This is a genomic window from Billgrantia sp. NRB1 (assembly GCF_056921725.1).
The window spans coordinates 3,309,130-3,334,615 of sequence record NZ_CM167783.1; the positions used below are offsets into that span (position 1 = coordinate 3,309,130).

At 67.1% G+C, this 25,486-nt stretch carries 25 protein-coding genes; 1 reads left to right on the top strand and 24 read right to left on the bottom strand.

What is annotated here, in order from left to right:
- Window positions 1–12: 12 nt before the first annotated feature.
- Both ACZIYR_RS14990 and ACZIYR_RS14995 read right to left on the bottom strand, forming a co-directional pair.
- Window positions 13–1,401: a KamA family radical SAM protein gene (locus ACZIYR_RS14990; RefSeq protein WP_473034569.1), complete on the bottom strand. Its 1,389-nt coding sequence runs from the start codon at window positions 1,399–1,401 to the stop codon at window positions 13–15.
- Between the two features lie 212 nt (window positions 1,402–1,613).
- Window positions 1,614–1,844 carry a DUF2798 domain-containing protein gene (locus tag ACZIYR_RS14995; RefSeq protein WP_473034570.1) on the bottom strand — a complete coding sequence of 77 codons (231 nt, stop codon included), beginning with the start codon at window positions 1,842–1,844 and terminating at the stop codon, window positions 1,614–1,616.
- Between the two features lie 156 nt (window positions 1,845–2,000).
- Between ACZIYR_RS14995 and ACZIYR_RS15000 the strand changes: the two genes are divergently transcribed.
- A complete protein-coding gene (locus tag ACZIYR_RS15000) occupies window positions 2,001–2,528 on the top strand; it encodes a macro domain-containing protein (RefSeq protein ID WP_483527253.1) in 528 nt (175 codons plus the stop codon).
- Window positions 2,529–2,546: 18 nt separating this feature from the next.
- On the opposite strand, the gene ACZIYR_RS15005 is transcribed toward ACZIYR_RS15000, so the two are convergent.
- From ACZIYR_RS15005 to gcl, 22 genes are all read right to left on the bottom strand, one after another.
- Window positions 2,547–3,686: a glycerate kinase gene (locus ACZIYR_RS15005; RefSeq protein WP_473035076.1), complete on the bottom strand. Its 1,140-nt coding sequence runs from the start codon at window positions 3,684–3,686 to the stop codon at window positions 2,547–2,549.
- Window positions 3,687–3,714: 28 nt separating this feature from the next.
- A complete protein-coding gene (locus tag ACZIYR_RS15010) occupies window positions 3,715–4,752 on the bottom strand; it encodes a LacI family DNA-binding transcriptional regulator (protein ID WP_483527254.1) in 1,038 nt (345 codons plus the stop codon).
- A gap of 82 nt (window positions 4,753–4,834) precedes the next feature.
- Window positions 4,835–5,353 (bottom strand): gamma carbonic anhydrase family protein, encoded by a 519-nt coding sequence (locus ACZIYR_RS15015; RefSeq protein WP_473034572.1) that lies wholly within the window; start codon window positions 5,351–5,353, stop codon window positions 4,835–4,837.
- A gap of 43 nt (window positions 5,354–5,396) precedes the next feature.
- Window positions 5,397–6,329, bottom strand: coding sequence for a 3,5-dioxohexanoate:acetyl-CoA acetone transferase (kce, locus tag ACZIYR_RS15020; RefSeq protein WP_483527255.1), 933 nt, complete (start codon window positions 6,327–6,329; stop codon window positions 5,397–5,399).
- Window positions 6,330–6,357: 28 nt separating this feature from the next.
- Complete coding sequence (locus ACZIYR_RS15025; RefSeq protein ID WP_473034573.1) at window positions 6,358–7,320, bottom strand: 3-hydroxyacyl-CoA dehydrogenase; 963 nt, start codon at window positions 7,318–7,320, stop codon at window positions 6,358–6,360.
- Window positions 7,320–8,093 (bottom strand): SDR family oxidoreductase, encoded by a 774-nt coding sequence (locus tag ACZIYR_RS15030; RefSeq protein WP_483527256.1) that lies wholly within the window; start codon window positions 8,091–8,093, stop codon window positions 7,320–7,322. Before ACZIYR_RS15030 ends, ACZIYR_RS15025 begins: the two co-directional genes overlap by 1 nt.
- A 37-nt stretch (window positions 8,094–8,130) precedes the next feature.
- Window positions 8,131–9,402 (bottom strand): TRAP transporter large permease, encoded by a 1,272-nt coding sequence (locus ACZIYR_RS15035; protein ID WP_483527257.1) that lies wholly within the window; start codon window positions 9,400–9,402, stop codon window positions 8,131–8,133.
- Between the two features lie 2 nt (window positions 9,403–9,404).
- A complete protein-coding gene (locus ACZIYR_RS15040; RefSeq protein ID WP_483527258.1) occupies window positions 9,405–9,905 on the bottom strand; it encodes a TRAP transporter small permease in 501 nt (166 codons plus the stop codon).
- 68 nt (window positions 9,906–9,973) lie between these two features.
- The gene (locus ACZIYR_RS15045; RefSeq protein WP_483527259.1) at window positions 9,974–10,972 is read right to left on the bottom strand and encodes a DctP family TRAP transporter solute-binding subunit; all 999 of its coding nucleotides are present in this window, start codon (window positions 10,970–10,972) and stop codon (window positions 9,974–9,976) included.
- Between the two features lie 418 nt (window positions 10,973–11,390).
- Entirely contained in the window at window positions 11,391–12,695 is a 1,305-nt protein-coding gene (locus tag ACZIYR_RS15050) for a TRAP transporter large permease (protein ID WP_483527260.1), read from the bottom strand.
- A complete protein-coding gene (locus ACZIYR_RS15055; protein ID WP_483527261.1) occupies window positions 12,685–13,164 on the bottom strand; it encodes a TRAP transporter small permease in 480 nt (159 codons plus the stop codon). The genes ACZIYR_RS15050 and ACZIYR_RS15055 overlap by 11 nt, the downstream gene beginning before the upstream one ends.
- Window positions 13,165–13,222: 58 nt before the next feature.
- Window positions 13,223–14,233 carry a DctP family TRAP transporter solute-binding subunit gene (locus ACZIYR_RS15060; protein WP_483527262.1) on the bottom strand — a complete coding sequence of 337 codons (1,011 nt, stop codon included), beginning with the start codon at window positions 14,231–14,233 and terminating at the stop codon, window positions 13,223–13,225.
- Between the two features lie 139 nt (window positions 14,234–14,372).
- The gene (locus tag ACZIYR_RS15065) at window positions 14,373–14,927 is read right to left on the bottom strand and encodes a DUF192 domain-containing protein (RefSeq protein WP_483527263.1); all 555 of its coding nucleotides are present in this window, start codon (window positions 14,925–14,927) and stop codon (window positions 14,373–14,375) included.
- Entirely contained in the window at window positions 14,924–16,096 is a 1,173-nt protein-coding gene (locus ACZIYR_RS15070; protein WP_483527264.1) for an ABC transporter ATP-binding protein, read from the bottom strand. The genes ACZIYR_RS15065 and ACZIYR_RS15070 overlap by 4 nt, the downstream gene beginning before the upstream one ends.
- Window positions 16,089–16,760, bottom strand: coding sequence for a molybdate ABC transporter permease subunit (gene modB, locus ACZIYR_RS15075; protein WP_483527265.1), 672 nt, complete (start codon window positions 16,758–16,760; stop codon window positions 16,089–16,091). Before modB ends, ACZIYR_RS15070 begins: the two co-directional genes overlap by 8 nt.
- The gene (modA, locus tag ACZIYR_RS15080; protein WP_483527266.1) at window positions 16,757–17,566 is read right to left on the bottom strand and encodes a molybdate ABC transporter substrate-binding protein; all 810 of its coding nucleotides are present in this window, start codon (window positions 17,564–17,566) and stop codon (window positions 16,757–16,759) included. The genes modB and modA overlap by 4 nt, the downstream gene beginning before the upstream one ends.
- A 127-nt stretch (window positions 17,567–17,693) precedes the next feature.
- Window positions 17,694–18,428, bottom strand: coding sequence for a GntR family transcriptional regulator (locus tag ACZIYR_RS15085; RefSeq protein ID WP_473034593.1), 735 nt, complete (start codon window positions 18,426–18,428; stop codon window positions 17,694–17,696).
- A 127-nt stretch (window positions 18,429–18,555) separates the two neighbouring features.
- Complete coding sequence (gene pyk / locus ACZIYR_RS15090; protein WP_483527267.1) at window positions 18,556–20,049, bottom strand: pyruvate kinase; 1,494 nt, start codon at window positions 20,047–20,049, stop codon at window positions 18,556–18,558.
- Window positions 20,018–21,343, bottom strand: coding sequence for a glycerate kinase type-2 family protein (locus tag ACZIYR_RS15095; RefSeq protein WP_483527268.1), 1,326 nt, complete (start codon window positions 21,341–21,343; stop codon window positions 20,018–20,020). The genes pyk and ACZIYR_RS15095 overlap by 32 nt, the downstream gene beginning before the upstream one ends.
- A 183-nt stretch (window positions 21,344–21,526) precedes the next feature.
- Window positions 21,527–22,414 (bottom strand): 2-hydroxy-3-oxopropionate reductase, encoded by an 888-nt coding sequence (locus ACZIYR_RS15100; protein WP_483527269.1) that lies wholly within the window; start codon window positions 22,412–22,414, stop codon window positions 21,527–21,529.
- Between the two features lie 193 nt (window positions 22,415–22,607).
- Window positions 22,608–23,384 carry a hydroxypyruvate isomerase gene (gene hyi, locus ACZIYR_RS15105; RefSeq protein ID WP_483527270.1) on the bottom strand — a complete coding sequence of 259 codons (777 nt, stop codon included), beginning with the start codon at window positions 23,382–23,384 and terminating at the stop codon, window positions 22,608–22,610.
- A gap of 158 nt (window positions 23,385–23,542) precedes the next feature.
- Window positions 23,543–25,318 carry a glyoxylate carboligase gene (gene gcl, locus ACZIYR_RS15110; RefSeq protein WP_483527271.1) on the bottom strand — a complete coding sequence of 592 codons (1,776 nt, stop codon included), beginning with the start codon at window positions 25,316–25,318 and terminating at the stop codon, window positions 23,543–23,545.
- Window positions 25,319–25,486: the final 168 nt, after the last annotated feature.

Genomic DNA, 25,486 nt, shown 5'->3' on the forward strand with positions numbered 1-25,486 from the left:
GTCAGCCTATGACTAGGACGCCTTCATGATCAGCGCCTGCTTCTCGTCCTTCATGGCGGCGAATTCGGGTTCGAAGAAGAACTCGCTCTCCCCCAGCGCCGGCTCCAGATGGTTGAGCCAGGTCGCCTCCTCGTCGTACTTGGCGAAGAAGGGCCGCTGCACCCAGTCGTTGTCGCGACCCTGGATGAAACGCAGCACGAAGACCTTCTCGCCCTTGATCTCCGTCACCCCCTGGATCTCCACCTTGCCGGGGTCGGCGGACATCGACGGCCCGCGGGCGGTACGTGCCAGGCCCGGTACCGCCTTGATGGCCTCGCGATAGATCTCCCAAGCGCGGACCAGCGGCACCTCGAAGTAGTGGCGAGCGCCGGTGTCGCGCTCCACGAACATGTAGTAGGGGATCATCCCCAGGCGTACCTGGGTGGTCCACATCTTCGCCCACTGGTCGGCGTCGTCGTTGATGTGCTTGAGCAGCGGCGCCTGGGTGCGGATCTCGGCCCCGGTGGCGCGGATGCGACGGATCGCCTCCCTGCAGATGGGGGTGTCCATCTCCTTCCAGTGGTTGAAGTGCGCCATGAAGGCGACGTGCTTGCCGGCTGCCGTCAGCTCGCGGAACAGCTCGAGGATATCCTCGGCGTCCGGGTCGGTGACGAAGCGATAGGGCCAGAAGGTCAGGCTCTTGGTGCCGATGCGGATATCCTGGACATGGTCCAGCTCCGGCGCCATCAGCCCCTCCAGATACTGGCGCAGGTGCTTGGCCTTCATCACCATGGGGTCGCCGCCGGTCATCAGCAGGTCGGTGACCTCGGTATGCTCGGCCAGATAGCGGTGCAGGGAATCCGCTTCGCTGGAGGCGAACTTGAGATCCTTGTCGCCGACGAACTGCGCCCAGCGGAAGCAGAAGGTGCAGTAGCTGTGGCACACCTGGCCCTGGCTCGGGAAGAACAGCACCGTCTCGCGATACTTGTGCTGCATGCCGGGCAGCGGCTCCCCGTCGAGCAGCGGCAGGTTGAGGTCCATCTGCCCCGCCGGATGCGGGTTGAGCTCGGAGCGGATGCGCTCGATGACCGGCTTCATCTCGGCCGCGGAGGCCTCTTGGCGCATCAGCTCGGCCACCTCGTCGAAGTGCTCGGGACGCAGCATGCCACGCTGAGGAAAGGTGAGCTGGAAGACGGGGTCGGCGGGAATATTGTCCCAGTCGATCAGCTCGTCGATGACGTACTCGTTGACGCGAAACGGCAGCACCTGGCTCACCACCCGCATGTCGAAGCGCAGGTCGTCAGGCAGAGTCTGGATCGCCTCGATCTTGTCGAGCTGGCGATGGGTGTAGACCTTGAACTGACGGGCCTCGAAGGCCTCGGCCAGCGGATCGCCGAGATCGATGTTCACGCGCTGGTTCATGCCACCTCCTCTGGTCTGGCACGGCATGTCCGAGTCACCGGGATCGGGCCGGTGACCGCGACCGAGCCGCCAGGATGGCGACCGCTATGCCGTGGTCTCTTCGGGGGTGGCCATTGGTACCGACTCAAGGGCAAAGTTGCAAGCTTTTGCGGCGATTTGCAACGAATGTCACGCAAAGTGCCATCAGGCGCAACATATTGATCGTCCCCGATTCACGCCTTGCGCACCAGCCGCCCCACCAGGCGCTGCAGGCGCGGCGCCCCGACCAGGATCAGCGCGAAGGCCACCGGCCAGGCGATATAGAAGGCACGCCACCAGCGGCCGAGAAAGCCGTCTCCCAGGCCGGTGTTGACCCAGGTGATGACGAAGGTCATCAGGAAGACCATGTAGATGGACATGAGAATGGAAAACAGCAGCGGGGCGAAACGGGCCGGCAGCCGCATGGGAGGCTCCTCGTTCAGCAAGCGGATAAATACGATAAAGGCATTATCTTATAACTACCAAGCCAATACCATGGGGGATCACCCGAAGGGAACTCATGACCCCATACCGGTCAGAAGGGCAAGCCTCTCTCGCAGCGACCCGCCAAGGAGACAACGATGGACGCCTTCTCGCGTATCGAATGCCAACAGGGCGATATTACCCGCCAGAGCGACATGGAGGCGGTGGTCAACGCCGCCAACGCCGAACTGCGGCCGGGCGGCGGCGTAGCCGGGGCGCTGCACCGCGCCGCCGGCCCCGAGCTCGACCGGGCCTGCCGTCCGCTGGCGCCCATCAAGCCCGGCCAGGCGGTGATCACCGAGGCCTTCGCACTGCCCAACCGCTATGTGATTCACTGCCTGGGTCCGATCTACGGCAGCGATGAGCCCTCCGACGAGCTCTTGGCCGACTGCTATCGTCGCGCCCTGCAGCTGGCCGAGGAGCACGGCATCGCCTCGGTGGCGTTTCCGGCCATCTCCTCCGGTGCCTTCGGCTATCCGGCGGCGGAAGCCGCACGCGTGGCGCTCTCCACGGTAGTCAGAACGCTACCCGAGTGCCCCAGCGTCGAGCGGGTACGCTTCGTACTCTTCGATGCCGAAAGCACCAAACTGCATGAGCGCACCTTGGCAACGCTGAATGGCCGCTGAGGCCATACCGCCCTCGCCTCATGCGCGGCGGCCAGCCACGAAGAGCCGTGAGACACTCTCGGCCCGCGCCAGCAGTTGGTCGGCGCAGCCGTCGAGGGCCTGCTCCAGCGTCATTGGACCGTCGGCCAGGGCAAAAGCCGCCGTGACGCCTTCGCGGTAAGCCGCCTGCCACCCCTCCCCCAGGCGGCCTGCCAACACCACCACCGGCACGCCGTGTGCGCAGGCCCGTCGGGCGATCCCGATCGGCGTCTTGCCGGCCAGGCTCTGGCCATCGAGCTGCCCTTCCCCGGTGATCACCAGATCGGCATCCGCCAGGCGGGTATCGAAGCCCACTTGATCCATCACCAGCTCGATACCGGGACGCAGCTCGGCGCCGAGAAAGGCGCGCGCCGCAAACCCCATACCGCCGGCAGCCCCCGCACCGGGCCGTTCACGATGGTCTTCGCCAAGCGCCGTCGCCGTGCAGTCGGCGAACCGGGCCAGTGCCGCATCCAGCGTGGCCACCTCATCGGACGTGGCGCCCTTCTGGGGGCCGAATACCGAACTGGCGCCGTGAGGGCCCAGCAGCGGGTTGTCGACGTCCACCGCGGTCTCGACGGCCAGCGCGGCCAGCCGGGGATCGAGGCCATCGAGTTCAAGGCGCGCCAGCCGCGACAACGCTGCGCCGCCCGGGGGCAGCGGCTGTCCCTCGGCGTCCAGCAGGCGTGCGCCCAGGGCCGCCAGCATGCCGGCACCGGCATCGTTCGTGGCGCTGCCCCCGAGCATCAGCAGCAGGCGCTGCGCGCCGTGGTCCAGCGCCGCGCGGATCAGCTCGCCGACCCCCTGGGTCGTGCTGTGTAGCGCGGTGCGTTCGGCCGATGCCAGCCCCTGCAGGCCGCTGGCCTCGGCCAGCTCGATGTAGGCGGTACGCCTCGCCGGCTGCCAGCCCCACGCGGCCCGGCAGGGCCGCCCCAGGGCGTCGTGCACGTCCTGCTCCCGACGCTCCGCCCCGGTGGCGGCCAGCAGGGCATCCAGGGTGCCCTCGCCGCCGTCCCCCATGGGGCACTCGTCGAGGCGGCTATGCGGATCCCCCCGACGGACCCCCTCGGCCATCGCGCGGGCCGCCTCACGCGCCGGGAGCGCGTCCTTGTAGCTGTCGGGGGCCAGAATGACCTTCATGGCAACCTCCCATCCGTCTTCCAGTCTGCTAGTTTGAGGCTTGACCTTTTTCCCCTCCCCGTCCGGGACGCCGGGTGCTGTTGCGCAGCATCGGCGTCACCGGCAGGGTCAGCTGCTGTGGCGCGCTCTCGGTCTCGTTGATCTGATCGAGCAGCAGCTCCGTTGCCTTCATGATCATCAGATCCACGGGCTGCTTCAGGGTGGTCAGCGAGTGGCTCGGCCAGGCGGCCATAGGCATATCGTCGAAACCGATCACGGCCACATCCTCCGGCACCGACAGCCCCAGCTCATGGCGCAGGGTCTCCATCGCCGCGATGGCCATCAGGTCGTTGGCCGCAAAGAGGGCATCCGGCGGCGACGGAGCGGCAAACAGGCGTCGCGTGGCATGACAGGCGTCCTCGTAGCGATAGTTGCCGACTTCGACCGCCTGACACCCCAGGCCCTGGGCTGCCAGCCCGTCCACGAAGCCGTCATGGCGCTGACGATTGGTGGAGGAGTCCGGCAGCCCCGCCAGGTAAGCCATGCGCCGATGGCCAAGGGAGGCCAGGTAGCTGCCGGCCCAGTAGCCGCCGGCAAAGTTGTCACTGCCCACCTGGCTGATGCCGGCGTAGTTGACGGTGCGGTTGATGATCACCACGGGGATGCCGAAGTCGGCCACCACGCTGGCCTGCTCGGCGTCGAGGGTGATGGCCAGCATCAGCACCCCTTCCACCTGGCTCTGAATGATCTCATCGAGTACCGCATTGACGTCGCCATTCGCCGGCGCGAAGAACAGCAGCAGGTGGTAGCCCTGCTGCTGGAAGAAACGGGACGCCCTCTCCAAGACGAAGGAGTAGAACGGATTCTCGAGGCTATAGGTCACCACGGCGATGGTCCGGCTGGATCGGGTGATCAGCGAACGCGCGATCGTATTGGGCCGATAGCCCAGCTCACGCGCGGCCGCCATCACCTTCTCGCGGGTGCGCTCCGAGACCTTGGCATGGGGCGAGAAGCAGCGACTCACCGCCGACTGCGACACGCCGGCAAGCTTGGCGACATCACGGGATGTGATCGATTTCCTTTTCATCTAGCACGGGACGGCAGGCAGCTCAGTGTCCCCTTGGGGGATGCCAAGAGCCTGCCGAAAGCTCCACTCTGCGGCCTGAGGTTCACACAGGCTCCAAGGATTGGTAGGTGGCGATCTTCGCCACGTAGGTACGACTGTTGTCCAGTACGCCCTGCACTTCCTCGTCGGTCAACTCCCTGACCACCTTGGCCGGAGAGCCCACGATCAGCGAGCGCGGGGGAAAGCGTTTGTTGGCGGTAATCAGCGCGCCGGCACCGATGATGCAATGATCACCGATGTCGGCACCGTTGAGCACGGTTGCCTGCATGCCCACCAGCACTCCGTCACCGATTCGGCAACCGTGCAGCATGGCCAGGTGACCGACGGTCGTCTGGCGGCCCACGCTGACCGGATAGCCAGGATCCGTGTGAATCACGCAGCCATCCTGCAGGTTGCTGCCCTCGCCGACCGTGATCGGCTCATTGTCGCCCCGCAGGACGGCGCCCGGCCACACGCTGACCTCCCGCCCCAGCTGGACACGGCCGATCAGCACGGCCTCGTTGAGCACCAGGGCGCTCGCATCGATATCGGGGGCGTGGCCCTCCAGTCGATAGCACGGCATATGGCGTCCTCCACTATTTGCACAGATGATGGCCGACAGGCTGTTAGAAGCCGACCTTGTCGGCCCCCTTGAGCTGCAGCATATCCCGCGCCTCGTCGGGCGTGGCCACGCCGAACGACAGCCCGTCGAGGATCTCACGCACCTTGCTCACCTGGCTGGCATTGCTCTCGGCGAGCCGTCCCGGCCCCAGCCACAGGGAGTCCTCAAGCCCGACCCGCACATGTCCCCCCATCGCGGCCGACTGGGCGGCGAGGCGCATCTGGCTGCTGCCGGCCCCCAGCACGGACCAGGCATAGTCGTCGCCGAACAGTCGGTCGGCGGTGCGCCGCATATGCAGTACATCTTCGGGATGGGGGCCGATACCGCCGAGAATGCCGAACACGCTCTGCACGAAGACACGCCCCCCGATGATGCCCCGATCCATCAGGTTGCGCAGGCTGTAGAGGTGACCGATGTCGTAGCACTCGCACTCGAAGCGGGTGCCGTTCTGCGCCCCCAGCGTCATGGTCTTCTCGATATCGGCGAAGGTGTTCTTGAACACCAGGTCGCGGCTGTTTTCCAGATGCGCCCGCTCCCAGTCGTGCTGGAACGTCGTGAAGCGATCGAGCATGGGAAAGAGCCCGAAGTTCATCGACCCCATGTTCATGGAGGCGAGCTCCGGCTTGAACTCGATGGCCGGGCGCATGCGCTCTTCCACCGTCATGTGGGGGCTGCCGCCGGTGGTCAGGTTGACCACCGCATTGGTCGCCTCCTTGATGCGCGGCAGAAACTTCTCGAAGACCGCGGGATCCTGGGTCGGCCTGCCGGTCTTGGGGTCGCGGGCATGCAGGTGCAGGATGGAGGCACCGGCCTCGGCGGCGGCGATGGCCGCCTCGGCGATCTCTTCGGGCGTCACCGGCAGGTGCGGCGACATCGAGGGCGTGTGAATGGCACCGGTCACGGCGCAGGTGATGATGACGTTGCGTTGCGTTGCCATGGGAATACCTCGTGAAATAGGGAGTCGTTCAGGCGTTACGGGTGGCCCGCCGATGGGCGATCAGCGCCATCAGGCGCCGGTCGCGCCAGGCCTGGCGTTCGGCGAGCTTCTCGCCGGGAAGTGCCCGGCGCCGCTCGGCATCGAGCGCGCCGAGCGTTTCGGGGTCCCAGGGATCGTCGTCGCCGCGCTGGTCATCGACGTCCCGATAGAGGGGGCCGTAGCGTTCCCCGTAGTCCACCACCCCCTGGGGGGCGTTGAGATCGATGGTTTCGAAGGGGCCCATGAAGGACCAGCGCAGCCCCAGCCCGTGCTTGACGGTCTTGTCGAGATCGGCGGCCGAGACATAGCCATCGCGAAACAGCCGTAGCGCCTCGTTGAGCAGCGCCCCCTGAAGCCGATTGAGAACGAAGCCCTGCACCTCCCGGCGTACCAGGATCGGCGCCTGATCCACCACCTCCATGAGCCTCAGGGTGCGTTCCACCACGGCCTCGGCGGTGGCCGGGGTGGGCACGACTTCGACCAGGGGAATCAGGTAGGGAGGATTGACGGGGTGGGCGACCAGGCAGCGCTCCGGGTGCTGCAGATGATCGGTAAAGCGTGAGGCAGCAATGCCGGAGGTGGAGCTCGCCAGGATGGTGGTCGGTGCGACCGCCGCCTCCAGCTGCGCATAGATCTGCCGCTTGGCCGCGAGATTCTCGGGACCGCACTCCTGCACATAGCCGACGTCGGCCATGGCCCGGGCCAGGTCGGGCTCGAAGCGAATTCTTGCCAACACGTCCTGGGGCGCGTCGATCAGCCCATGGGCTGCCAGGTCTTGCAGCGAGTGCTCCAAGGCCTCTCGGGCCGCCTCCAGGGCCTGCTCATCGACATCATGGAGCCGGACGGATACGCCCGCCCTGGCGAAGACGATGGCCCAGGCGCGGCCGATCAAGCCGGCCCCCATCACCCCGACCGGGACTTGCATGGCGGTCATGTCGTCGCTCGGATGCATCACAGGGACTCCACGTTGGCGCACACACTGAGCGCCTGGCCGGAGATGTTGGCGCCACCCGGGGCCGCCAGGAACAGCGCCATGGCCGCGATATCGGTAGGCTCCACCATCTTGCGCATGGAGATCTTGGCCAGGTTCTCCTGCTCCATGGCGGCGTAGCTGATGCCGCGCTTGGCCGCGCGCTCCTCGATGACCTTCTCGATCCGCGGCCCGCGGACGATGCCGGGCAGAATCGCATTGACCCTCACCCCGGAGGGTCCCAGCTCACAGGCCAGGCTCTTGGTCAGGCCGACCACACCCCACTTGCTGGCGGCATAGGGCGTGCGAAAGGCAAACCCCAGCCGACCGGCCACCGAGGCCATGTTGATCAGCAGCCCCTCGCTCTCGCGCAGGGCCGCGGCCGCATGCTTGGCGACGTAGTACTGGCCGTTGAGGTTGATGTCGATGGTCTGGCGCCAGGCCTCGGAGTCGATCTCGTCGATACTCGCCGTGGGACCGGCGACGCCGGCGTTGTTGACCACCACATCGAGACCGCCAAGCCCGGCGGCCTCCGAGAAGAGCCTGGCCACCTGAGCCTCGTCGCCGATATCGGCGCGAGTGAAGCCCACGCCCTGGGGCAGGCTGTCCGCCGCCTCGGCATCGATGTCGCAGACATGCACCTGCGCTCCCGCCTCATGGAAGGCCGTGGCGATGGCCAGGCCGATGCCGTTGGTACCCGCGGTGACCAGGACCTTGAGGCCGCGGCGCGGCACCAGGCTTTCAATGACTCGCATAGTGAAACTCCTTGCAGTGGATGTCCGATACTCGCGTCTAGCGCAATGACGGCAGCCAGGTGGAGAGGAAAGGAACCACGCTGATGATCAGGATATTGACCAGCACGATGGCCACGAACGGCAGGACCGCGTAGGAGAGCCTGGCCACGCCCACCTTGGAAATCTGCGACGCGACGAACAGATTGAGCCCGACCGGTGGTGTGAACATGCCCATGGCCAGATTGACGACCATGATGATTCCGAAGTGCACCGGATCGAAGCCGAAACTCACGGCAATGGGCAGCAGGATCGGCACGAAGATCAGGATGGCGGCGGCGGCCTCGATGAACATCCCCGCCATCAGCAGCAGAACGTTGGCCAAGATGATGAACAGCAGCGGGCTATCGATGGTGCCGACCACGAAATCGGAGATCGTCGAGGGCACGCGCAGCCGCTGCAGGATTCGGCCGTAAAGCCCTGCGGCCCCGATGATGCTCAGCACCACGGCGGTGGTGACCGCCGCCTCCTGAAGGATACCGACGATGTCCTTGAGCTTGATCTCCCGGTAGATGACGAAACCGACGAGGAAGGAGTAGGCCACTGCGATTACCGCCGCCTCGGTGGGGGTAAAGATACCGCCATAGATACCACCCAGAATGATCACCGGCATGAAGATCGCCAGGATCGCCTTCTTCCCCGCCGCAAAGACCTCGGATAGGGAGCTTTTCTCCCCGCCGCCATGACCGTAGTAGCGCGCATAGCAGTAGGCGAAGAGGAGCAGGCTAAGGGTAATCATTACCCCCGGCAGTACGCCCGCCACGAACATGTCGCCCACCGAGACATTGGCGGCGATAGCGTAGAGAATCAGCGGAATGCTCGGCGGAATGATCACGCCCAGCGCCCCGGATGCCGCCTGGTTGACCGACGCATAGGTGGCCGAGTAGCCCTTGGCGATCATCGCCGGAATCAGAATGGAGCCGATGGCCGCCGTGGTCGCCGCCCCGGAGCCTGAGATGGCAGCGAAGAACAGCGAGGTCACGATGGCGACCATGGCCAGGCCGCCGGTCATGCTGCCCACCAGGGTATTGGAAAAATCGACCAGGCGACGCGATATCCCCCCGCTCTGCATGATATAGCCGGCCAGAATGAAGAACGGGATCGCCATCAGCGGAAACGAATTGACCGAGGCAATGAACTGTTGCGCCACGATCAGCATGGGCATCAGGTCGCCCTGCCAGACGGTGATGGCAGAGGCCAGCCCCAGCGAGAAGGCGATGGGCACCCCGATGATGAAGAGGGCGATCAGCAATAGGAACAGCAGCAGCGCCATGATCAGGACTCCTTCTTCTCGATGCCGAGGATTTCATCGATCAGCAACGCCACGGAGTTGACCAGGATGACGAGCCCCCCCATGGGCACGGCCATATAGGGCCACATCATCGAGATCCGGGTGCTCGGAGCCGTCTGGTTGGCGACACGTCCCACCAGCTCGAAGCCATACTTGACCAGGATGAAGGCGAAGAGCGCCGAGGCGAGAATGATCAGAATACGCAACAGACGGGAGATCCTGGGCCCGGCAAACTCGAGCACGATATCCACCGAAATCAGCAGTCCCTTTCGGTAGGCATAGCCTGCCCCGATAAAGGTCAGCCAGATCATGGCGAACCGGGCAATTTCATCCGAGAAATAGAGCGGACTCCCCACCACGAAGCGGGCGAAGACCTGCCAGAAAATCAGTACGGTCATGACCAGCAGCAGAGCGGCGAGTGACCAGCCGATTATCCGGTTGAACAGCCCGATGCCGTCATGGGTTAGCAGCAGCAATTTTTTCATGACTGCCTCTCGTCGCAGATACGAGCAGCCCCCGAAGGCGGCGGACGCCACCTTCGGGGAGGCCTGACTCAGTAGTCGAAGTTAATGGCAGCCTCGACGAGCTCCTCGCCGACGGTGGGGGCCCACTCCTCGATCACCGGGCGTACCGCCTCGCTGAAGGGTTCGAGGTCGGGATGGGTGACCGTCATGCCCAGCTCCTCGAGCTGTACCAGGTAGCGCTGCTCCAGCTCCTGGCTGGCCTCGCGCTGCACCGGCAGGGCAATCTGGGCCGCCTCGAGGATGATCGCCTGATCCGCCTCGCTGAAGGAGTTGAACAGATCCAGGCCCATCATCAGCGGCGCCGGCGAATAGACGTGCTGGGTGATGTTGAGATAGTCCTGCACCTCATAGAAATTGACGTCATAGATCGTCGCCAAGGGATTCTCCTGGCTGTCCATGACCCCCTGCTGCAGCGCCGTGAAGACCTCGGTCCAGGCCATCGGCGTGGCATTGGCCCCCAGCGCCTCCCAGGTATCGACCTGGACCCGGCTCTCCTGGGTACGATGATTGATGCCGTCCAGGTCTTCGGGATGATGGAGCGGACGCACCGAATTGGTGTTGTGGCGAAAGCCGTTCTCCATCCACGCCAGGATCTTGACGTTCATCTGCTCTTCGGCCAGCTGCGCCAGGTGCTCGCCGTGCTCGCTGTCGAGGAAGGCATAGGCGTGGGCATGATTCTCGAAGATGTAGGGCAGGTCGAAGAGCAGGAACTCGTCAACGAAACCGCCCATGGGCCCGGTCGAGGAGATGCCCGCATCAACGATGCCGAAGCCCATGCCCTCGACCACCTCGCGCTCGGCCCCCAGCGCATTGTCATAGTGCGGCTCGATGCTCAGACGCCCTTCGGAAAGTCGTTCCAGCTCCTCGCCAAACTTGAGGATGCCGATGCCCTGCTGGGAGTCGGGCCCCAGGGGCAGACTGACGTCGATGGTACGTTCGGTGCCCGCCTGGGCGCCGGTCACCATGGCAAGCGAGAGCGCGGATGCCAGGGTGGTCTTGGTGAAGAGGGAACGGTTGGTGCGGCTCATGGTGCACTCCTCTCGATTGTCTTTGTCGTCTAGCAGGCCGGTGGCCTCGTCCCCTGCCGACCTCGGCCGGGGTTACGACACAGTTGTAGATCACGAGAGCATACGTATGCAAACCATCGAAATGCATTTAGTCAAGATTCATAGTAACCTAATGTTTTTTAAGGGCATATACTTTAGTATTACAAGCTGAATACGTATTCATTCATGCTGCCACATCACGCCCAGCCCCCGCGGCCGGATGGTATCCATGGCGCGACAGAGGCTACAGGAGGCGGCGACATAGCAGCCGCCCCTTCATCGCTTGTCCGCCGTGGGGATACCCGCCGGCAGCGGGCCGAAGGAGTACCGGCCTGGCGGCATCAACCGCCAGGCCGGGATGGGGGCAATATGCCTGGGAGGCGAGCGAGTGATCGACAGGCTAGACGTTGTAGCCCAGGGTCCTGGGCAGCCACAGCGCAATCTCGGGGAAGATCGCCACCAGCGCCAGGGCACCGGCCATGGCGGCCACGAACAGCAGCGCCCAGCCGACGGTCTGCTCCAGCCGGATCTTGGCAATCTCGGTGGTGACCATCAGGTTGACCGCCACCGGTGGCGTGAACTGGCCGATGGCGATGTTCATCGCCAGCAGGATACCGAACCATACCGGATTCCAGCCGAAATGCTGCATCACCGGAATCAGGATCGGCATCATGATCAGGTAGATGGAGATGGCGTCCAGCAGCATGCCCGCCAGCAGCACCGCCAGCATGATCAGGATCAACAGCAGCACCCCGCTGTCGGAGAGCCCGATGATCCACTCGGCCAGGTGGCGGAAGGTGCCGAGCATGGTGCCGGCCCAGGCGAAGATGCCGGCCAGGGCGATGATCAGCATCACCACCCCGGAGATCACTGCCGCCTCACCAAACAGCCCCCAGAGGTCCTTGAGGCCGATCTCGCGGGTCAGGAAGAGCCCCACCAGGGCGCCGTAGGCCACCGCCACCACGGCCGCCTCGGTGGGCGTGAAGAGCCCCGAGCGCAGCCCGCCGAGAATCAGCACCGGGGCGAACAGCGCCGGCAGCGCCTGCTTGAAGGTCTCGCCTACCTTGAGCCGTTCCGCCTCCGCCACCGGCGTGCCGCCTTCCCAGCCGTAGCGCTTCGACACCAGCAGCGCCGGCACCAGCAGCGCCAGGCCGGCCAGGATGCCGGGAAAGAGCCCGGCGGCGAAGAGCGCGCGCAGGTCGACCCCGGGGACCACGATGGAGTAGAGAATCAGCGCCACCGAAGGCGGGATCAGGATGGCGGTGGACGCGGAGGCGGCGATCAGCGTGGCCGAAAAGGGCCGGGGATAGCCCGCCTTGGTCATGCTCGGCAGCATCACCATGGCCACCGCCGCGGCGTCCGCCGGGCCGGAGCCGCTCATCCCGCCCATGATCATGCAGACCAGCACCGCCACCAGCGCCAGACCGCCGTGGCGCGGCCCGATCAGCGCCTGGGCGAAGCGCACCAGACGCAGCGCGACCCCGGCGCGCTCGAAAATCAGACCGGTCATGATGAACAGCGGAATCGCGATCAGCGGGTACTTGGCGATACTGTTGTAGGTGTTGGTGCCCAGCGTGGCCAGCATCTCCGGCGTGAGCCCCGCCACGATGCCCACCGCCCCGGCCATGGCCAGCGAGAAGGCTACCGGCACGCCGGCGATCAGCAGGCCGGCGAAGGCCAGGATCATCCACAGATCAGGGCTCATCGTCGAGCCTCCCGGCCAGGCGGTCGCGGGTCTGCTGGGTCAGCCGCACCAGCATCGCCGCGGCAAGCAGCGGCAGCCAGATCAGGTACCACCACTGCGGCAGCCCCAGCCCCGGCGACAGCGACTCCCACTGGTACTCTTCCCAGGTCAGCTTGGCGCCGAACCAGGTGATCAGACCGAGCACGGTGGCGCCACACAGCCACTGGAACAGGATCAGCGCCTTCCTGGGCGCGGACGGCAGGGCCCGCTCCAGCAGGCCGATGCGGATATGGCCGTTGCGTCGCGCGGCCACCGAGGCACCGGCGAAGGTCAACACCACCAGCAGAAACACGGAGAACTCCTCGGTGAAGGCCAGCGAGCCGCCGGTGACATAGCGAGTGATGACGTTGCCCAGGCTGATCAGCGAAATGATCGCCAGCGCCAGGGCCCCCAGCCAGCGCTCCGGCCGGGCATCGGGTGAGGGTTTCATGAGCGCCTCATGCGCAGCGGGCCGGCCCCGGGTGGGGCCGGCGGGTACCAGGGAGTGATCAGCGCGCTTCGATGGCCTCGCGAGCGGTGTCGACGAGCTCCTGACCGATGCGCGGAACCCACTTCTCATGGACGCTGGCGGTGGCGCTGACGAAGGCGCTGTGCTGCGCTTCGGTGAGCTCGGTGACTTCCACGCCCCGCGCCTGGATATCGGCCAGCCGCTCGCTCTCCTCCTCGCGGGTCATGGCGATCTCCCACTGACCGGCCTCGAGGGCGGTCTCGCGCAGGATCTCGCGGTGCTCCTCGGAGAGCGAGTCCCAGACCCGCTGGTTGACGGCGAAGATCAGCGGATCGTTCATGTAGTTCCACAGGGTCAGATACTCCTGCCCCACCTGATCGATGCGCGCCACGTCGAAGACCGACAGCGGGTTCTCCTGGCCGTCCACAGCGCCGGTGGTCAGGGCCGGCTGGGCATCGGTCCAGCTCATCTGGGTGGGATCGGCGCCCAGGGCGTTGAAGGTGTCCTGGAACAGCGGCGAGCCCACCACGCGGACCTTCAGGCCGTCCAGGTCGGCGGGCTCGCTGATCGGGCCCCGAGAGTTGGAGAGCTGACGAAAGCCGTTCTCCCCCCAGGCCAGCGGAATCACGCCGCGGGACTCGATGGCGTCGAAGATCATCTCGCCGGCCTCGCCGCCGGTCACGGCGTCCACCGCCGCCTCGTCGGGCATGAAGAACGGCAGCGAGAAGAGATTGAGCTCCGGCACCTGGGGCGACCAGTTGATGGTCGAGCCGATGGCCATGTCGATCAGACCGGAGCGCATGGCGGAAAACTCGCGGGTCTGGTCTCCGGCCACCAGTTGAGAGTTGGGATAGACCCGCAGGGTCAGCTCCCCATCGGTGCGCTCCTCGACCAGTTCCGCCCATTTTTCGGCGGCCTGCCCCCAGGGGAAGGCGTCGGAGAGCACGGTGGAAACGGAGAGCTCGCGGGCCTGGGCCGAGAGCGAGGCGGTGAGCACCGCGGCACCGGCCAGGGCCGCGGCAACACGGGTCAGTCGACTAGCAGCTGTCATGACGTGTCCTTTGCAGCAGGGGGCCGGCGCGAGGGCCGGCCGCGTTCATCGTTTTTAGGTGTAATGCATGATGCCACGCTGCGATCATCCCCGAAGTCGGGCGTTGAATGGAAGCCCGCGCCGGGCTGTCGGACCCGCCTTAATCGACGGCCCCGCAGCCGGGTGGGCGCCCCGGCCACACGACGCAGTCGCCAAGCCCGATGCCGTGCTCGGCGAAGAAGCCGGCATTGACCTCCAGTGCGGCCACGTAGGTGACGCCGGCCAGGGTAGCCGGACAGTCGGCGGGGCTGTCCGACCGGCAGGGCTGCATGGTCTCGATGGCCGCGATGCGCCCGCGGGCATCGATGAAGGCGATATCCAGCGGGATACGGGTGCGATACATCCAGAAGCCGCTGCGGGGGGACTGGGGGCGGTCGTAGAGAAACAGCATGCCCGCCCGCTCGTCCAGATGATCGCGATCCATCAGTCCGAACTGACGCTGGGCGAGGCTGCGCGCCAGCTCCACCTCGAGATGATGCACCTGTGAGCCGGCGGCAATGGTCAGGGGCGCCGTCTCGAAGCTCACCGGCCGCGGCGAGGCGTCCACAGGCGGCCAGTGTCCGCTGAGCCACAGCGCCATCCAGGCCGCCAGCAGGATCGTCCCCAGCCGCTGCAGCGCCGAGCGCGGCAGGCAGCGCCGCCAATTCGCTTTCATGGAAGGGGTGCCTCCGGCATCAGGTGAATGCCACCGGCCAGCAGCGAGACCTGGGCAGTGGCGCCGCGGGCCAGGCCGTTGCGCCGTGCCGCATGGGTGGCGATATCGAAGCGCAGGGACTCGCGACCGTGGTCGAAGGCCAGGGTGATCGAGGTCATGCCGCCGAGCACCACCATCTCGGTCACCCGTCCGGTCACCGGGTTCTCCCGCTCGCCGCGGGAGGGTCGGTCGCGGCGATGCAGCACCACGTCGGAGTCGGGCAGGTACCAGGCGACCCGCTGCCCCGGCGACAGGGCCTCCAGCCCCTCGGCCACTTCCAGCCGCCAGGGCCCCCACTGCAGCCGGCGCTCGCCGTTCTCCTCCACCACTTCGCCCTCGAAGACGTTATGGCGGTCCAGCAGCCGCGCCACCTCGGCGCTGGCCGGGTGGCGAAACAGCGTCTCGGGCGAGCCGCTCTGCAGGCTGCGCCCGCCGTGCAGGACGCAGAGCCGGTCGGCCAGCGCCACCGCTTCGTCCAGGTCGTGGGTCACCAGCACGATGGGAATCGCAATCTCCTCGCGCAGCAGCGCCAGCTCGCGCTGCAGGCGCCGCCGGGTCACCTGGTCCACCGCGGAGAAGGGCTCGTCGAGCAGCAGCACCCGGGGCTCCCGGGCCAGGGCCCGGGCCAGCGCCACCCGCTGACGCTGGCCGCCGGAGAGCTCGGACGGATAGCGCCGGCTGAGCCCTTCCAGGCGCACCCGGTGAAGCCAGCGCTCGGCGCAGGCGTCCCGGGCGGCGGCATCGAGATGGCCCAGCGCCACCTTGACGTTGTCGCGGGCGGTCAGATGGGGAAAGAGCGCGTAGTCCTGAAAGACGATACCGACCCGGCGCCGCTGGGGGCCCAGGGCAACGCCCCGGTCGGGGTCCAGCCAGGTGGCGTCGCCGCAGGCGATGCGCCCCCCGGCCGGCCGGTAGAGACCGGCGATGGCGCGCAGCAGCGTGGTCTTGCCGCTACCGGAGGGCCCCACCAGCGCCAGCAGCTCGCCGGCCGCACAGTGGAAGTCGGCGGCCAGGGGGATGGGCCCGGACTGGTGGAGGGAGACAGTCAGCGCCCCGCTGCCGGCGGCGGCGACCTCGGCGGGCGGCGCCCCCCCGGTCGCTCGCGTGACGGGACGACGCGACTCAGACACGTCGCCACCGCCGTCGGCCCGCCAGGCCGTAAACCACGCCGATGGTCAGGAAGGAGACCAGCAGCAGCATCGCCGACATGATGCCGGCGCCGGCCTCATCGAAGGCCTGCACCCGGTCATAGATGGCGATGGCCAGGGTGCGGGTCTCGCCGTCGATGGCACCCCCCACCATCAGGATCACCCCGAACTCCCCCAGGGTATGGGCGAAGGTCAGGGCCAGCGCCGAGATCACCCCCGGCCACACCAGCGGCAGCTCGATACGCAGGAAGGTCTGCCAGGGCGAGAGCCCGCTACACCAGGCCGCCTCGCGGAGGTTGGCCGGCAACGCCTCGAAGGCGCGCTGGATGGGCTGGACGGCGAAGGGCAGATTGGCCACCAGGGAGGCGAGCAGGATGCCGGTGAAGGTGAAGTTCAGGCCCTCCCCGGTCAGGCGGTACCAGAAGGCGCCGAAGGGCGCCTCCCGGCCGAAGCTCATCATCAGGTAGAAGCCCAGCACGGTGGGCGGCATCACCAGCGGCAGCGCCACCAGAGCCTCGCACAGCGCCTTGCCGCGAAAGCGTGCCCGAGCCAGGCTGCGGCCCAGCCACAGCCCCACCGGCAGCAGGAACAGGCAGGTCAAGGCGGCCAGCTGAAGCGATACCGACAGCGCCGTCCAGTCCATCATCGCGCCTCGGCCGGCTCGGTCTCATCGGGCAGGCGAAAGCCGTAGCGCGCGAGAATCTGGCGAGCCTCCTCCTGCTGCAGCCAGGCGTAGAAGGCGTGGGCGGTCTCGCCGGCCCCCTTGACCAGCACCATGCGCTGCACCAGGGGCGCGTGCCACGCCTCGGGAATCAGCACGAAGTCGCTGCGTTGGGCCAGCTGTGGAGCCAGCGCCAGGGACCAGGCCACCAGGCCGCCCCGGGCGTCGTCGGAGAGCGCAAACTGGGCCGCCTGGGAGACGTTCTCGCCGAGAACGCGCAGCGGCGCCGTCGCCTCCCACAGACCGGCATGCTCGAGCGCCTGTTTGGCAGCTACGCCGTAGGGGGCGTGCTCGGGGTTGGCCAGGGCCAGGCGCGGCCGGCCCTCGCCGGCGGCATGAGTGGCCAGCGCCTCGCGCACGGCGGTCAGGGGGGCGTCGTCGCCGGGCAGATCGTCGCGGCCGGCGCGCTGGAGCCAGGCCAGCCGACCGATCGCGTAGACCACGCCCTCGTCCTCGGTGTGGCCCTCGTCGTGCAGGGCCCGCACATAGGCCTCGTCGGCGGAGAGATAAAGCTCGAAGGGGGCGCCCTGGGCAATCTGGCGGCGGAAATTGCCGGAAGAGCCGAAGTTTAGGCGTAGCGACCTGCCGGTCTCGGCCTCGAAGCGCTCGGCGGCCTCAGCAAGGGCGAACTGCAGGTCGGAGGCGGCGGCCACAGTAGGGGGTGACGCCAAGGCAGGGCTAAGGCCCAGTGCCAGGCAGGCGGCCAGCACCCAGCGTGAGAGTGAATTCATCGAAGGACTACCTATCGACCAGAAGGATAACGTTCGGCATTGTCATCCAGGGCTCCGGGCGGGTAAAGCCGGCCATGGGAGGTACCTCCCGGCATGGGCGCCCTGCGGCCCTTCTGTAAACGCCCTCTCAGGAGGTCACGCTCTCCCGCTGGCCCAGGATCGCCATCAGGTCGATGCTGGCATCGCGCACGCTGAGGTCGAGCAGGTTCTCCAGCGCCTGGAGATGATCCTGGATGCAGTGCCGGGCCGCTTCGCCGTCGCCGCTGCGCAGGTGGGTAAGCAGTGCCGGATGGTCCGGCGCCAGGTAGCAGCTGGTGAGCCCAGAGCGTTTGTAGAGGGCGATGACGATGGAGGTCCGCAGGATCAGGTCGGTGAGCATGGCGCCCAGCACTCGGTTGGGCGACAGCTCGGCGAGCCGGTGGTGCAGCGCCAGGGAGTGCTCGATGCGCGCCGGCTCGTCGCCCGCGGCGTAGGCGGCGGCCTCGCGCTCCACCAGCGTTTCGATATCCGCCAGCTGATCGGCATCGAGGCGACCGGCCAGCAGGGCGACCACCTCGCCCTCCACCAGCCGGCGGGCGTCGAAGGTCTCCCGGGTCTCGTCGATGCTCGGCGCGCGCACCCGGGCCACCTGGTTGGGCTGTTGGGTGACCACGTGGTCGGCGGCGAGCCGGGTCAGTGCCTTGCGCACCACCGAGCGGCTGACGCCGAAGATCTCGCCAAGCGCCACCTCGGGCAGCCGCGTTCCCGGCGGCAATCGCTGCATCAATACCGCCTTGCGCACCTTGTCGACGATGAATCGGTCGTTGATGCGCCCTCCCGCCCTGACGGCGGCCTGCACATCGTCCTGCCAGGCATGGCTCATGCTGCCCCCTTCGCTAGCGGCCTGTGTCCCACGCTACCATCGCATGTTTTCTGCCCAATGGCCACAGCCTGAGTCACTATTGTATACAATAATCGCTCGGGCCAGGAATGTGCAGGCCGCGTCGCGCTTACACCTGAAGGATCTTCAGGGTATTGGTGCCGCCGTGGGCGTTCATGTGATCGCCGCGGGTCAGGATGACACGATCCCCCGGCTCGGCCACGCCCTGCTCGACCAGCAGCGCCAGGGCCCGGGCGTTGAGCTCGGTGGGGGCCATCTCGCTGGTGTCGAAGGGCAGCGAGACCACCCCGCGATAGAGCGCCATGCGCCGCTGGGCGATGGGACTGTGGGCCAGGCCGACGATGGGCAGCCCCGAGCGAATCCGCGAGGCGATCAGCGGCGTGTAGCCGGTGGCGGTCATGCAGGCGATGGCCGCCACGCCCTGGAGGTGGTTGGCGGCGTACATGGCGGAGAGCGCAATGGTCTCGTCCACCTGGGAGAAGCCCTCGTGGATGCGGTGGCCCGAGGCCTGGGCGACCCGCTCCCGCTCGGCGCCCAGGCAGACCCGGTTCATCGCCTCGATGGTCTCCACCGGGAAGTCGCCGGCGGCGGTCTCGGCGGAGAGCATCACCGCGTCGGTGGCGTCGAGCACGGCGTTGGCCACGTCGAACACCTCGGCCCGGGTGGGCAGGGGGGATTCGATCATCGACTCCATCATCTGGGTGGCGGTGATCACCGCCCGGTTGAGGGCGCGGGCGCGCTTGATGATGCGCTTCTGGGTGCCGATCAGCTTCTCGTCGCCGATCTCCACGCCGAGATCGCCGCGGGCCACCATCACCGCCTCGCTGGCCTCGATGATGGCGTCCAGGGTGGCGTCGTCGGCCACCGCCTCGGCGCGCTCCAGCTTGGCCACCAGGCCGATCTCCTTCCCGGCCTCGCCGAGCAGCGCCCGGGCTTCGGCCATGTCGGCGGCAGAGCGCGGAAACGACACCGCCAGGTAGTCCACGCCGATCTCCACGGCGGTCGCCAGGTCCTCGCGGTCCTTGTCGGTGAGTGCCGGGGCCGAGAGGCCGCCGCCCTGCTTGTTGATGCCCTTGTTGTTGGAGAGCTTGCCGCCCACCGTGACGGTGGTGTGGACCTCGCGGCCGGCGATGCGCTCGACCTGGAGCACCAGGCGGCCGTCGTCGAGCAGCAGCCGGTCGCCGGGGGCCACGTCGTCGATCAGCGCCTGGTAGTCGCAGCCCACCCGGGAGGCATCGCCCTCGTCGCTGGGCAGCGCCATGTCGAGGATGAAGGGGGCGCCCTCCTGGAGGGTAACGGCGCCGTCGCGGAAGCGGGCGATGCGGATCTTGGGCCCCTGCAGGTCGCCCAGGGCGGCCACGCTCTTGCCCAGGCGGTCGGCGATCTCGCGGACCCGGGCCAGGCGCTGGCGGTGGTCGTCGGGGGCGCCGTGGGAGAAGTTGAGGCGCACCACGTCGACGCCGGCGGCGATCATCGCCTCGAGGACGCCGTCGCGGTCGCTGGCGGGTCCCAGGGTGGCGACGATCTTGGTACGGCGAATGGGGGCATGGATGGGAGCATGGGGGGAAGGGTCATGATGTCCTCGGCAAGACCAGAATGGCACGAAAGTCGTTGACGTTGGTGCGGGTCGGCCCGGTGACGATCAAGCGCTCCAGGCCCTGGAAGAAAGTGTAGGCGTCATTGCGTGACAAGTGTTCGAGGGGGTCAAGCCCTTGCTCGCCGGCGCGGTGCCAATCACCCGGGGAGAACAGCGCCCCGGCATTGTCCTCGGAGCCGTCGATGCCGTCGGTGTCGATGGCCAGGGCATGGATGCCTTCCGCACCCTCGAGGGCCTCGAAGAGCCCCAGCAGGTACTCGACGTTGCGCCCGCCGCGCCCATCACCCTTGACGGTCACGCTGGTCTCGCCGCCGGACAGGATCAGCAGCGGGGCGGTGATCGCCTCCCGCGCGGCCAGCGCCAGGCGCGCCTGGGCACGCCCCAGCTCGCGGGCCTCGCCCTCCAGGTCGTCGCCGAGCAGCCGCACCTCGATCCCCGCCGCCTCGGCGGCCTGGCGGGCGGCCTGCAGGGCATCGCTGGCCCGGGCCAGCATCACGCTGCGGTCGCGAGCGAACTCGGGGTCCTCCGGGGCCGGCGCCCGGGGCGCCTCGCCGAGATGGCGCCGCACGCCGTCAGGAATGTCGATCCCGAAGTGGGCCAGCACGGCCAGGGCGTCGGCCGGCGTGGTGGCATCCGGCAGGGTAGGGCCGGAGGCGATCAGCGACGCCTCGTCGCCCGGGACATCGGAGATCAGCCAGGTCACCACCTGGGCGGGATGCGCCGCCGCGGCGAGCCGGCCCCCCTTGATCGCCGAGAGGTGGCGCCGCACGGTATTGATCTGGCTGATCGGCGCACCGCAGCGCAGCAGCTCGCGGTTCAGGGCCTGCTTGTCGGCCAGGGTGATGCCCTCGGCCGGCAGCGTCATCAGCGCCGAGCCGCCGCCGGAGATCAGGGCGATCACCCGGTCGTCCTCGGTCAGCCCCTCGACCGCCTCGAGCATGCGCCGGGCGGCCTGCTCGCCGAGGTCGTCGGGCATCGGGTGGGAGGCCTCCAGCACCTCGATACGCTCGCAGGACGCGCTCTGACCTTGAGGACCGTGACCGTAACGGGTCACCACCAGGCCCGACAGCGGCGCCTGGGGGCAGTGCTGCTGCCAGGCCCGCTCCAGGGCCGCCGCCATGGCCGCGGCCGCCTTGCCGGCGCCCACCACCACGGTGCGTCCGGGGGGCGGCGCGGGCAGCTGGTCGGCCACCAGGCTATCGGGGTGCACCGCCGCGACGGCGGTGTCGGCCAGCTGCCGGAGCCAGGCGCCGGCGTCCACCGCGGGGTCAAAGGGAGGAACAGAGGTCTGGGCATTCATGGGGAACTCCTCGCAGCGGGCCAATCCGCCACCGACGGTAGCAGCCGGGATAAGGAAGAAAAAAGCCCGGCGACGGGCGGGGTTCCGTCAGGGGATACCCGCCGCCGGGTAAAGGGCCACATGCAGTGGCCATGGCAGACGACGACCCGACGCCTGCCATTGAGGGAAGGGGGGATTATCGGTTCAGCGGCTGCCGACCTCGTGATCGGCCAGCGACTCGAGCGCCCGCAGGATGCCGGCGTGGTCCCAGTCGGCCCCGCCCTGGGCGGCACAGGCCTGGAACAGCTGCTGGGCGTTGGCGGTGCCCGGCAGCGCCAGGTCGAGGTTGCGCGCCCCTTCCAGGGCCAGGTTGAGGTCCTTCTGGTGCAGCTTGATCTTGAAGCCGGGATCGAAGGTGCGCTGGATCATGCGCTCGCCGTGAACGTCGAGGATCTTCGACTGGGCCAAGCCGCCGAGCAGCGATTCGCGCACCTTGGCGACATCGGCGCCGGCCTTGGAGGCGAACAGCAGGCCTTCGGCCACCGCCTCGATGGTCAGGGCCACGACGATCTGGTTGGCGACCTTGCAGGTCTGGCCGGCACCGTGGCCGCCGATATGGGTGATGGTCTTGCCCATCACGTCCAGCACCGGCTTGGCACGGGTGAAGCCTTCCTCGGTGGCACCCACCATGATGGTCAGGGCGGCATTGATGGCGCCGCCTTCGCCGCCGGAGACCGGGGCGTCGACGTATTCACCGCCGGCTTCCACGATGCGCTTGGCGAAGCCCTGGGTGGCGATGGGGGCGATGGAGCTCATGTCGATCACCAGGGTGCCCGGCTTCAGGCCCTCGATCACGCCGCCCTCACCGAACAGCACCTCTTCCACGTCCGGGGTGTCCGGCACCATGGTGATGATGATCTCGGAGGCCTCGGCCACCGCCTTGGGATTGTCGAGTTCCTGCATGCCCTTGCTGGCCAGGGACTCGTCCAGGGTGCCGCGCTTGACGGTGGACAGCGTATGGCCGGCGTCCAGCAGGTGTCCTGCCATGGGGCGGCCCATGATACCCAGGCCAATAAAACCGATCTTGCTCATGATGATTCTCCTTCCAGCTTGTCTTGGTGGTCTCTATCTTGCCGAGCATGCTGTAGAGATGAGCGCCGGGGGCACCTCGTAGCGAGGGTCATTTGCCATGGATGGCAAATGTAGCACCCAGGGATGGGTTCAAAGCGCCCTCGCCTAGACGTGCCGCCGGGACAGCTCATCGCTGTCGGGGCAAGATGCCCAGTCAGCGGACGCTATCCAGCCAGCCCAGGCCTTCCACGGTGGTAGTCTTGGGCTTGTACTCGCAGCCGATCCAGCCGTCGTAGCCGAGACGATCCAGATGGGCGAAGAGGAACGGGTAGTTGATCTCGCCGGTGCCCGGCTCGTGGCGGCCCGGGTTGTCGGCCAGCTGCACGTGGGCGATCCGCGCCAGGTGCTTCTCGATGGTCGGGGCCAGATCCCCTTCCATGATCTGCATGTGATAGATGTCGTACTGCAGCGCGAGGTTACGGCTTCCGACTTCGTCGAAGATCGCGAGCGCCTGCTCGGTGCGGTTGAGGAAGAAGCCGGGGATATCGCGGGTGTTGATGGGCTCGGCGATCAGCCGGATGCCAGCGGCCTCGAGCTTGTCGGCGGCGAAGCGCAGGTTCTCCACCAGGGTCTGGCGGGCCTGGTCGTCGCTGACGCCTTCCGGCTGAATGCCGGCCAGGCAGTTGACCTGGGTGTTGCCCAGCACCTTGGCGTACTCGATGGCGCGGTCGACGCCGGCGCGGAACTCTTCCACGCGATCCGGGTGACAGGCGATCCCGCGCTCGCCGGCGCCCCAGTCGCCCGCCGGCAGGTTGAACAGCACCTGGGTCAGGCCGTTGTCGTCCAGGCGCCGCTTGATCTCGGGGGCCTCGACGTCATACGGGAAGAGGTACTCGACGCCCCGGAAGCCGGCCTTGGCGGCGGCCTCGAAGCGGTCGAGGAAATCCACCTCGGTAAACAGCATGCTGAGGTTGGCGGCAAACTTTGGCATGTGGAACTCCTCTGGGTCGCTTCTGTTGTAACGGGGCTTGTCTGGCGACAGGCCTGCGAGGAGGCGCTGTAAATACATCCCTGTACGCTACCGATTCCTTCCCTGGAATCGGACCTCCTCTACGGCCTGTCCCCAGCGCCCCTTGGCTTAGTGCTGGTTTACACAAGAGCGGCGATGGAGGTCGGGGCATCCTCGGCGTTTTCCGCCAGGGCCTCGAACTCGTTGACGCCGCCCAGGTCGGTGCCCATGGCGATGTTGGTCACCCGCTCGAGGATGATCTCAACCACCACCGGCACGCGGTACTGGGCCATCAGCTCGCGGGCCTCGGCGAAGGCCGGCGCGATGTCCTCGGGCCGGGTGACACGCAGCGCCTTGCAGCCCAGTCCCTCCACCACGGAGATATGATCGACGCCGTAGTCGTTGATCTCCGGGCAGTTGACGTTCTCGAAGGAGAGCTGCACGCAGTAGTCCATGTCGAAGCCGCGCTGGGCCTGGCGAATCAGCCCCAGGTAGGAGTTGTTCACCAGCACGTGGATATAGGGCAGCTTGAACTGGGCGCCGGCGGCCAGCTCCTCGATCATGAACTGGAAATCGTAGTCGCCGGAGAGGGCGACGATCTCCGCCTCCGGGTCGGCACGCCGCACGCCGAGCGCCGCCGGAATGGTCCAGCCCAGCGGGCCGGCCTGGCCGCAGTTGATCCAGTGGCGCGGCTTGTAGACGTGCAGGAACTGGGCACCGGCGATCTGCGACAGCCCGATGGTGCTGATATAGCGGGTGTTCTTTCCGAATGCCTTGTTCATCTCCTCGTAGACGCGCTGGGGCTTGACCGGCACGTCGTCGAAGTGGGTCTTGCGCAGCAGGGTGCGCTTGCGCTCCTGGCACTCCTCGGCCCAGGCGGAGCGGTCCTTCAGCTTGCCGGCGGCCTTGAGCTCCCGGGCGACTTCCACGAACAGCATCAGGGCGGCCTTGGCATCGGAGACGATGCCGTAGTCGGGGCCGAAGATGCGCCCGATTTGGGTCGGCTCGATGTCCACGTGAACGAACTTGCGCCCCTCGGTGTAGGACTCGAGATTGCCGGTGTGGCGATTGGCCCAGCGGTTGCCGATGCCCATCACGAAGTCCGAGGCCAGCAGGGTGGCGTTGCCGTAGCGGTGGGCGGTCTGCAGCCCCACCATGCCCGCCATCAGCGGATGATCGTCGGGGATCGAGCCCCAGCCCATCAGGGTGGGAATAACCGGCACCCCGGTGAGCTCGGCGAACTCGGTGAGCAGCTCGCTCGCATCGGCGTTGATCACCCCCCCACCAGCGACGAGAAGCGGCTTGTCGGCCTCCTCGAGCATGGCGATGGCCTTTTCGATCTGGGCCCGTGAGGCGCTGGGCTTGTAGGCCGGCAGCGGCTCGTAGGTGTCCGGGTCGAACTCGATCTCGCTCATCTGCACGTCGATGGGCAGGTCGATCAGCACCGGCCCCGGACGCGAGCTGCGCATCAGTTGGAAGGCCTGCTGAAAAGCGCGTGGCACCTGGGCCGGCTCCAGCACGGTGATCGCCCACTTGGTGACCGGCCCGGCAATCTCCTGGATGTTGACCGCCTGGAAGTCCTCCTTGTGCAGCTTGGCACGCGGCGCCTGGCCGGTGATGCACAGGATCGGGATGGAGTCGGCGCTGGCCGAGTAGAGCCCGGTGATCATGTCGGTACCGGCAGGCCCGGAGGTGCCGATGCACACGCCGATGTTGCCAGCATGGGTGCGGGTGTAGCCCTCGGCCATGTGCGAGGCGCCCTCGACATGGCGCGCCAGCACGTGGTCGACGCCGCCGACCTTGCGCATGGCGGCATAGAAGGGGTTGATGGCGGCGCCGGGCACGCCGAAGGCAACGTCAATGCCTTCTTTCTTGAGCACGTGGATGGCGGCTTCAGCTGCGGTCATACGAGCCATGTTGATTCCTCCGGTGAGGGGCCTGCTAATATTTTTGGAAAATATTTCTGTATACAGAGACTAGGCCGCCAGCGAAGCGCCGTCAAGATTTCTGGAAAACATTTTCACAAAAATCCTTGTCGACAAAAAAGCCCAAGCGCTAACAGCGACTTGGGCCTGGAAAAAAGG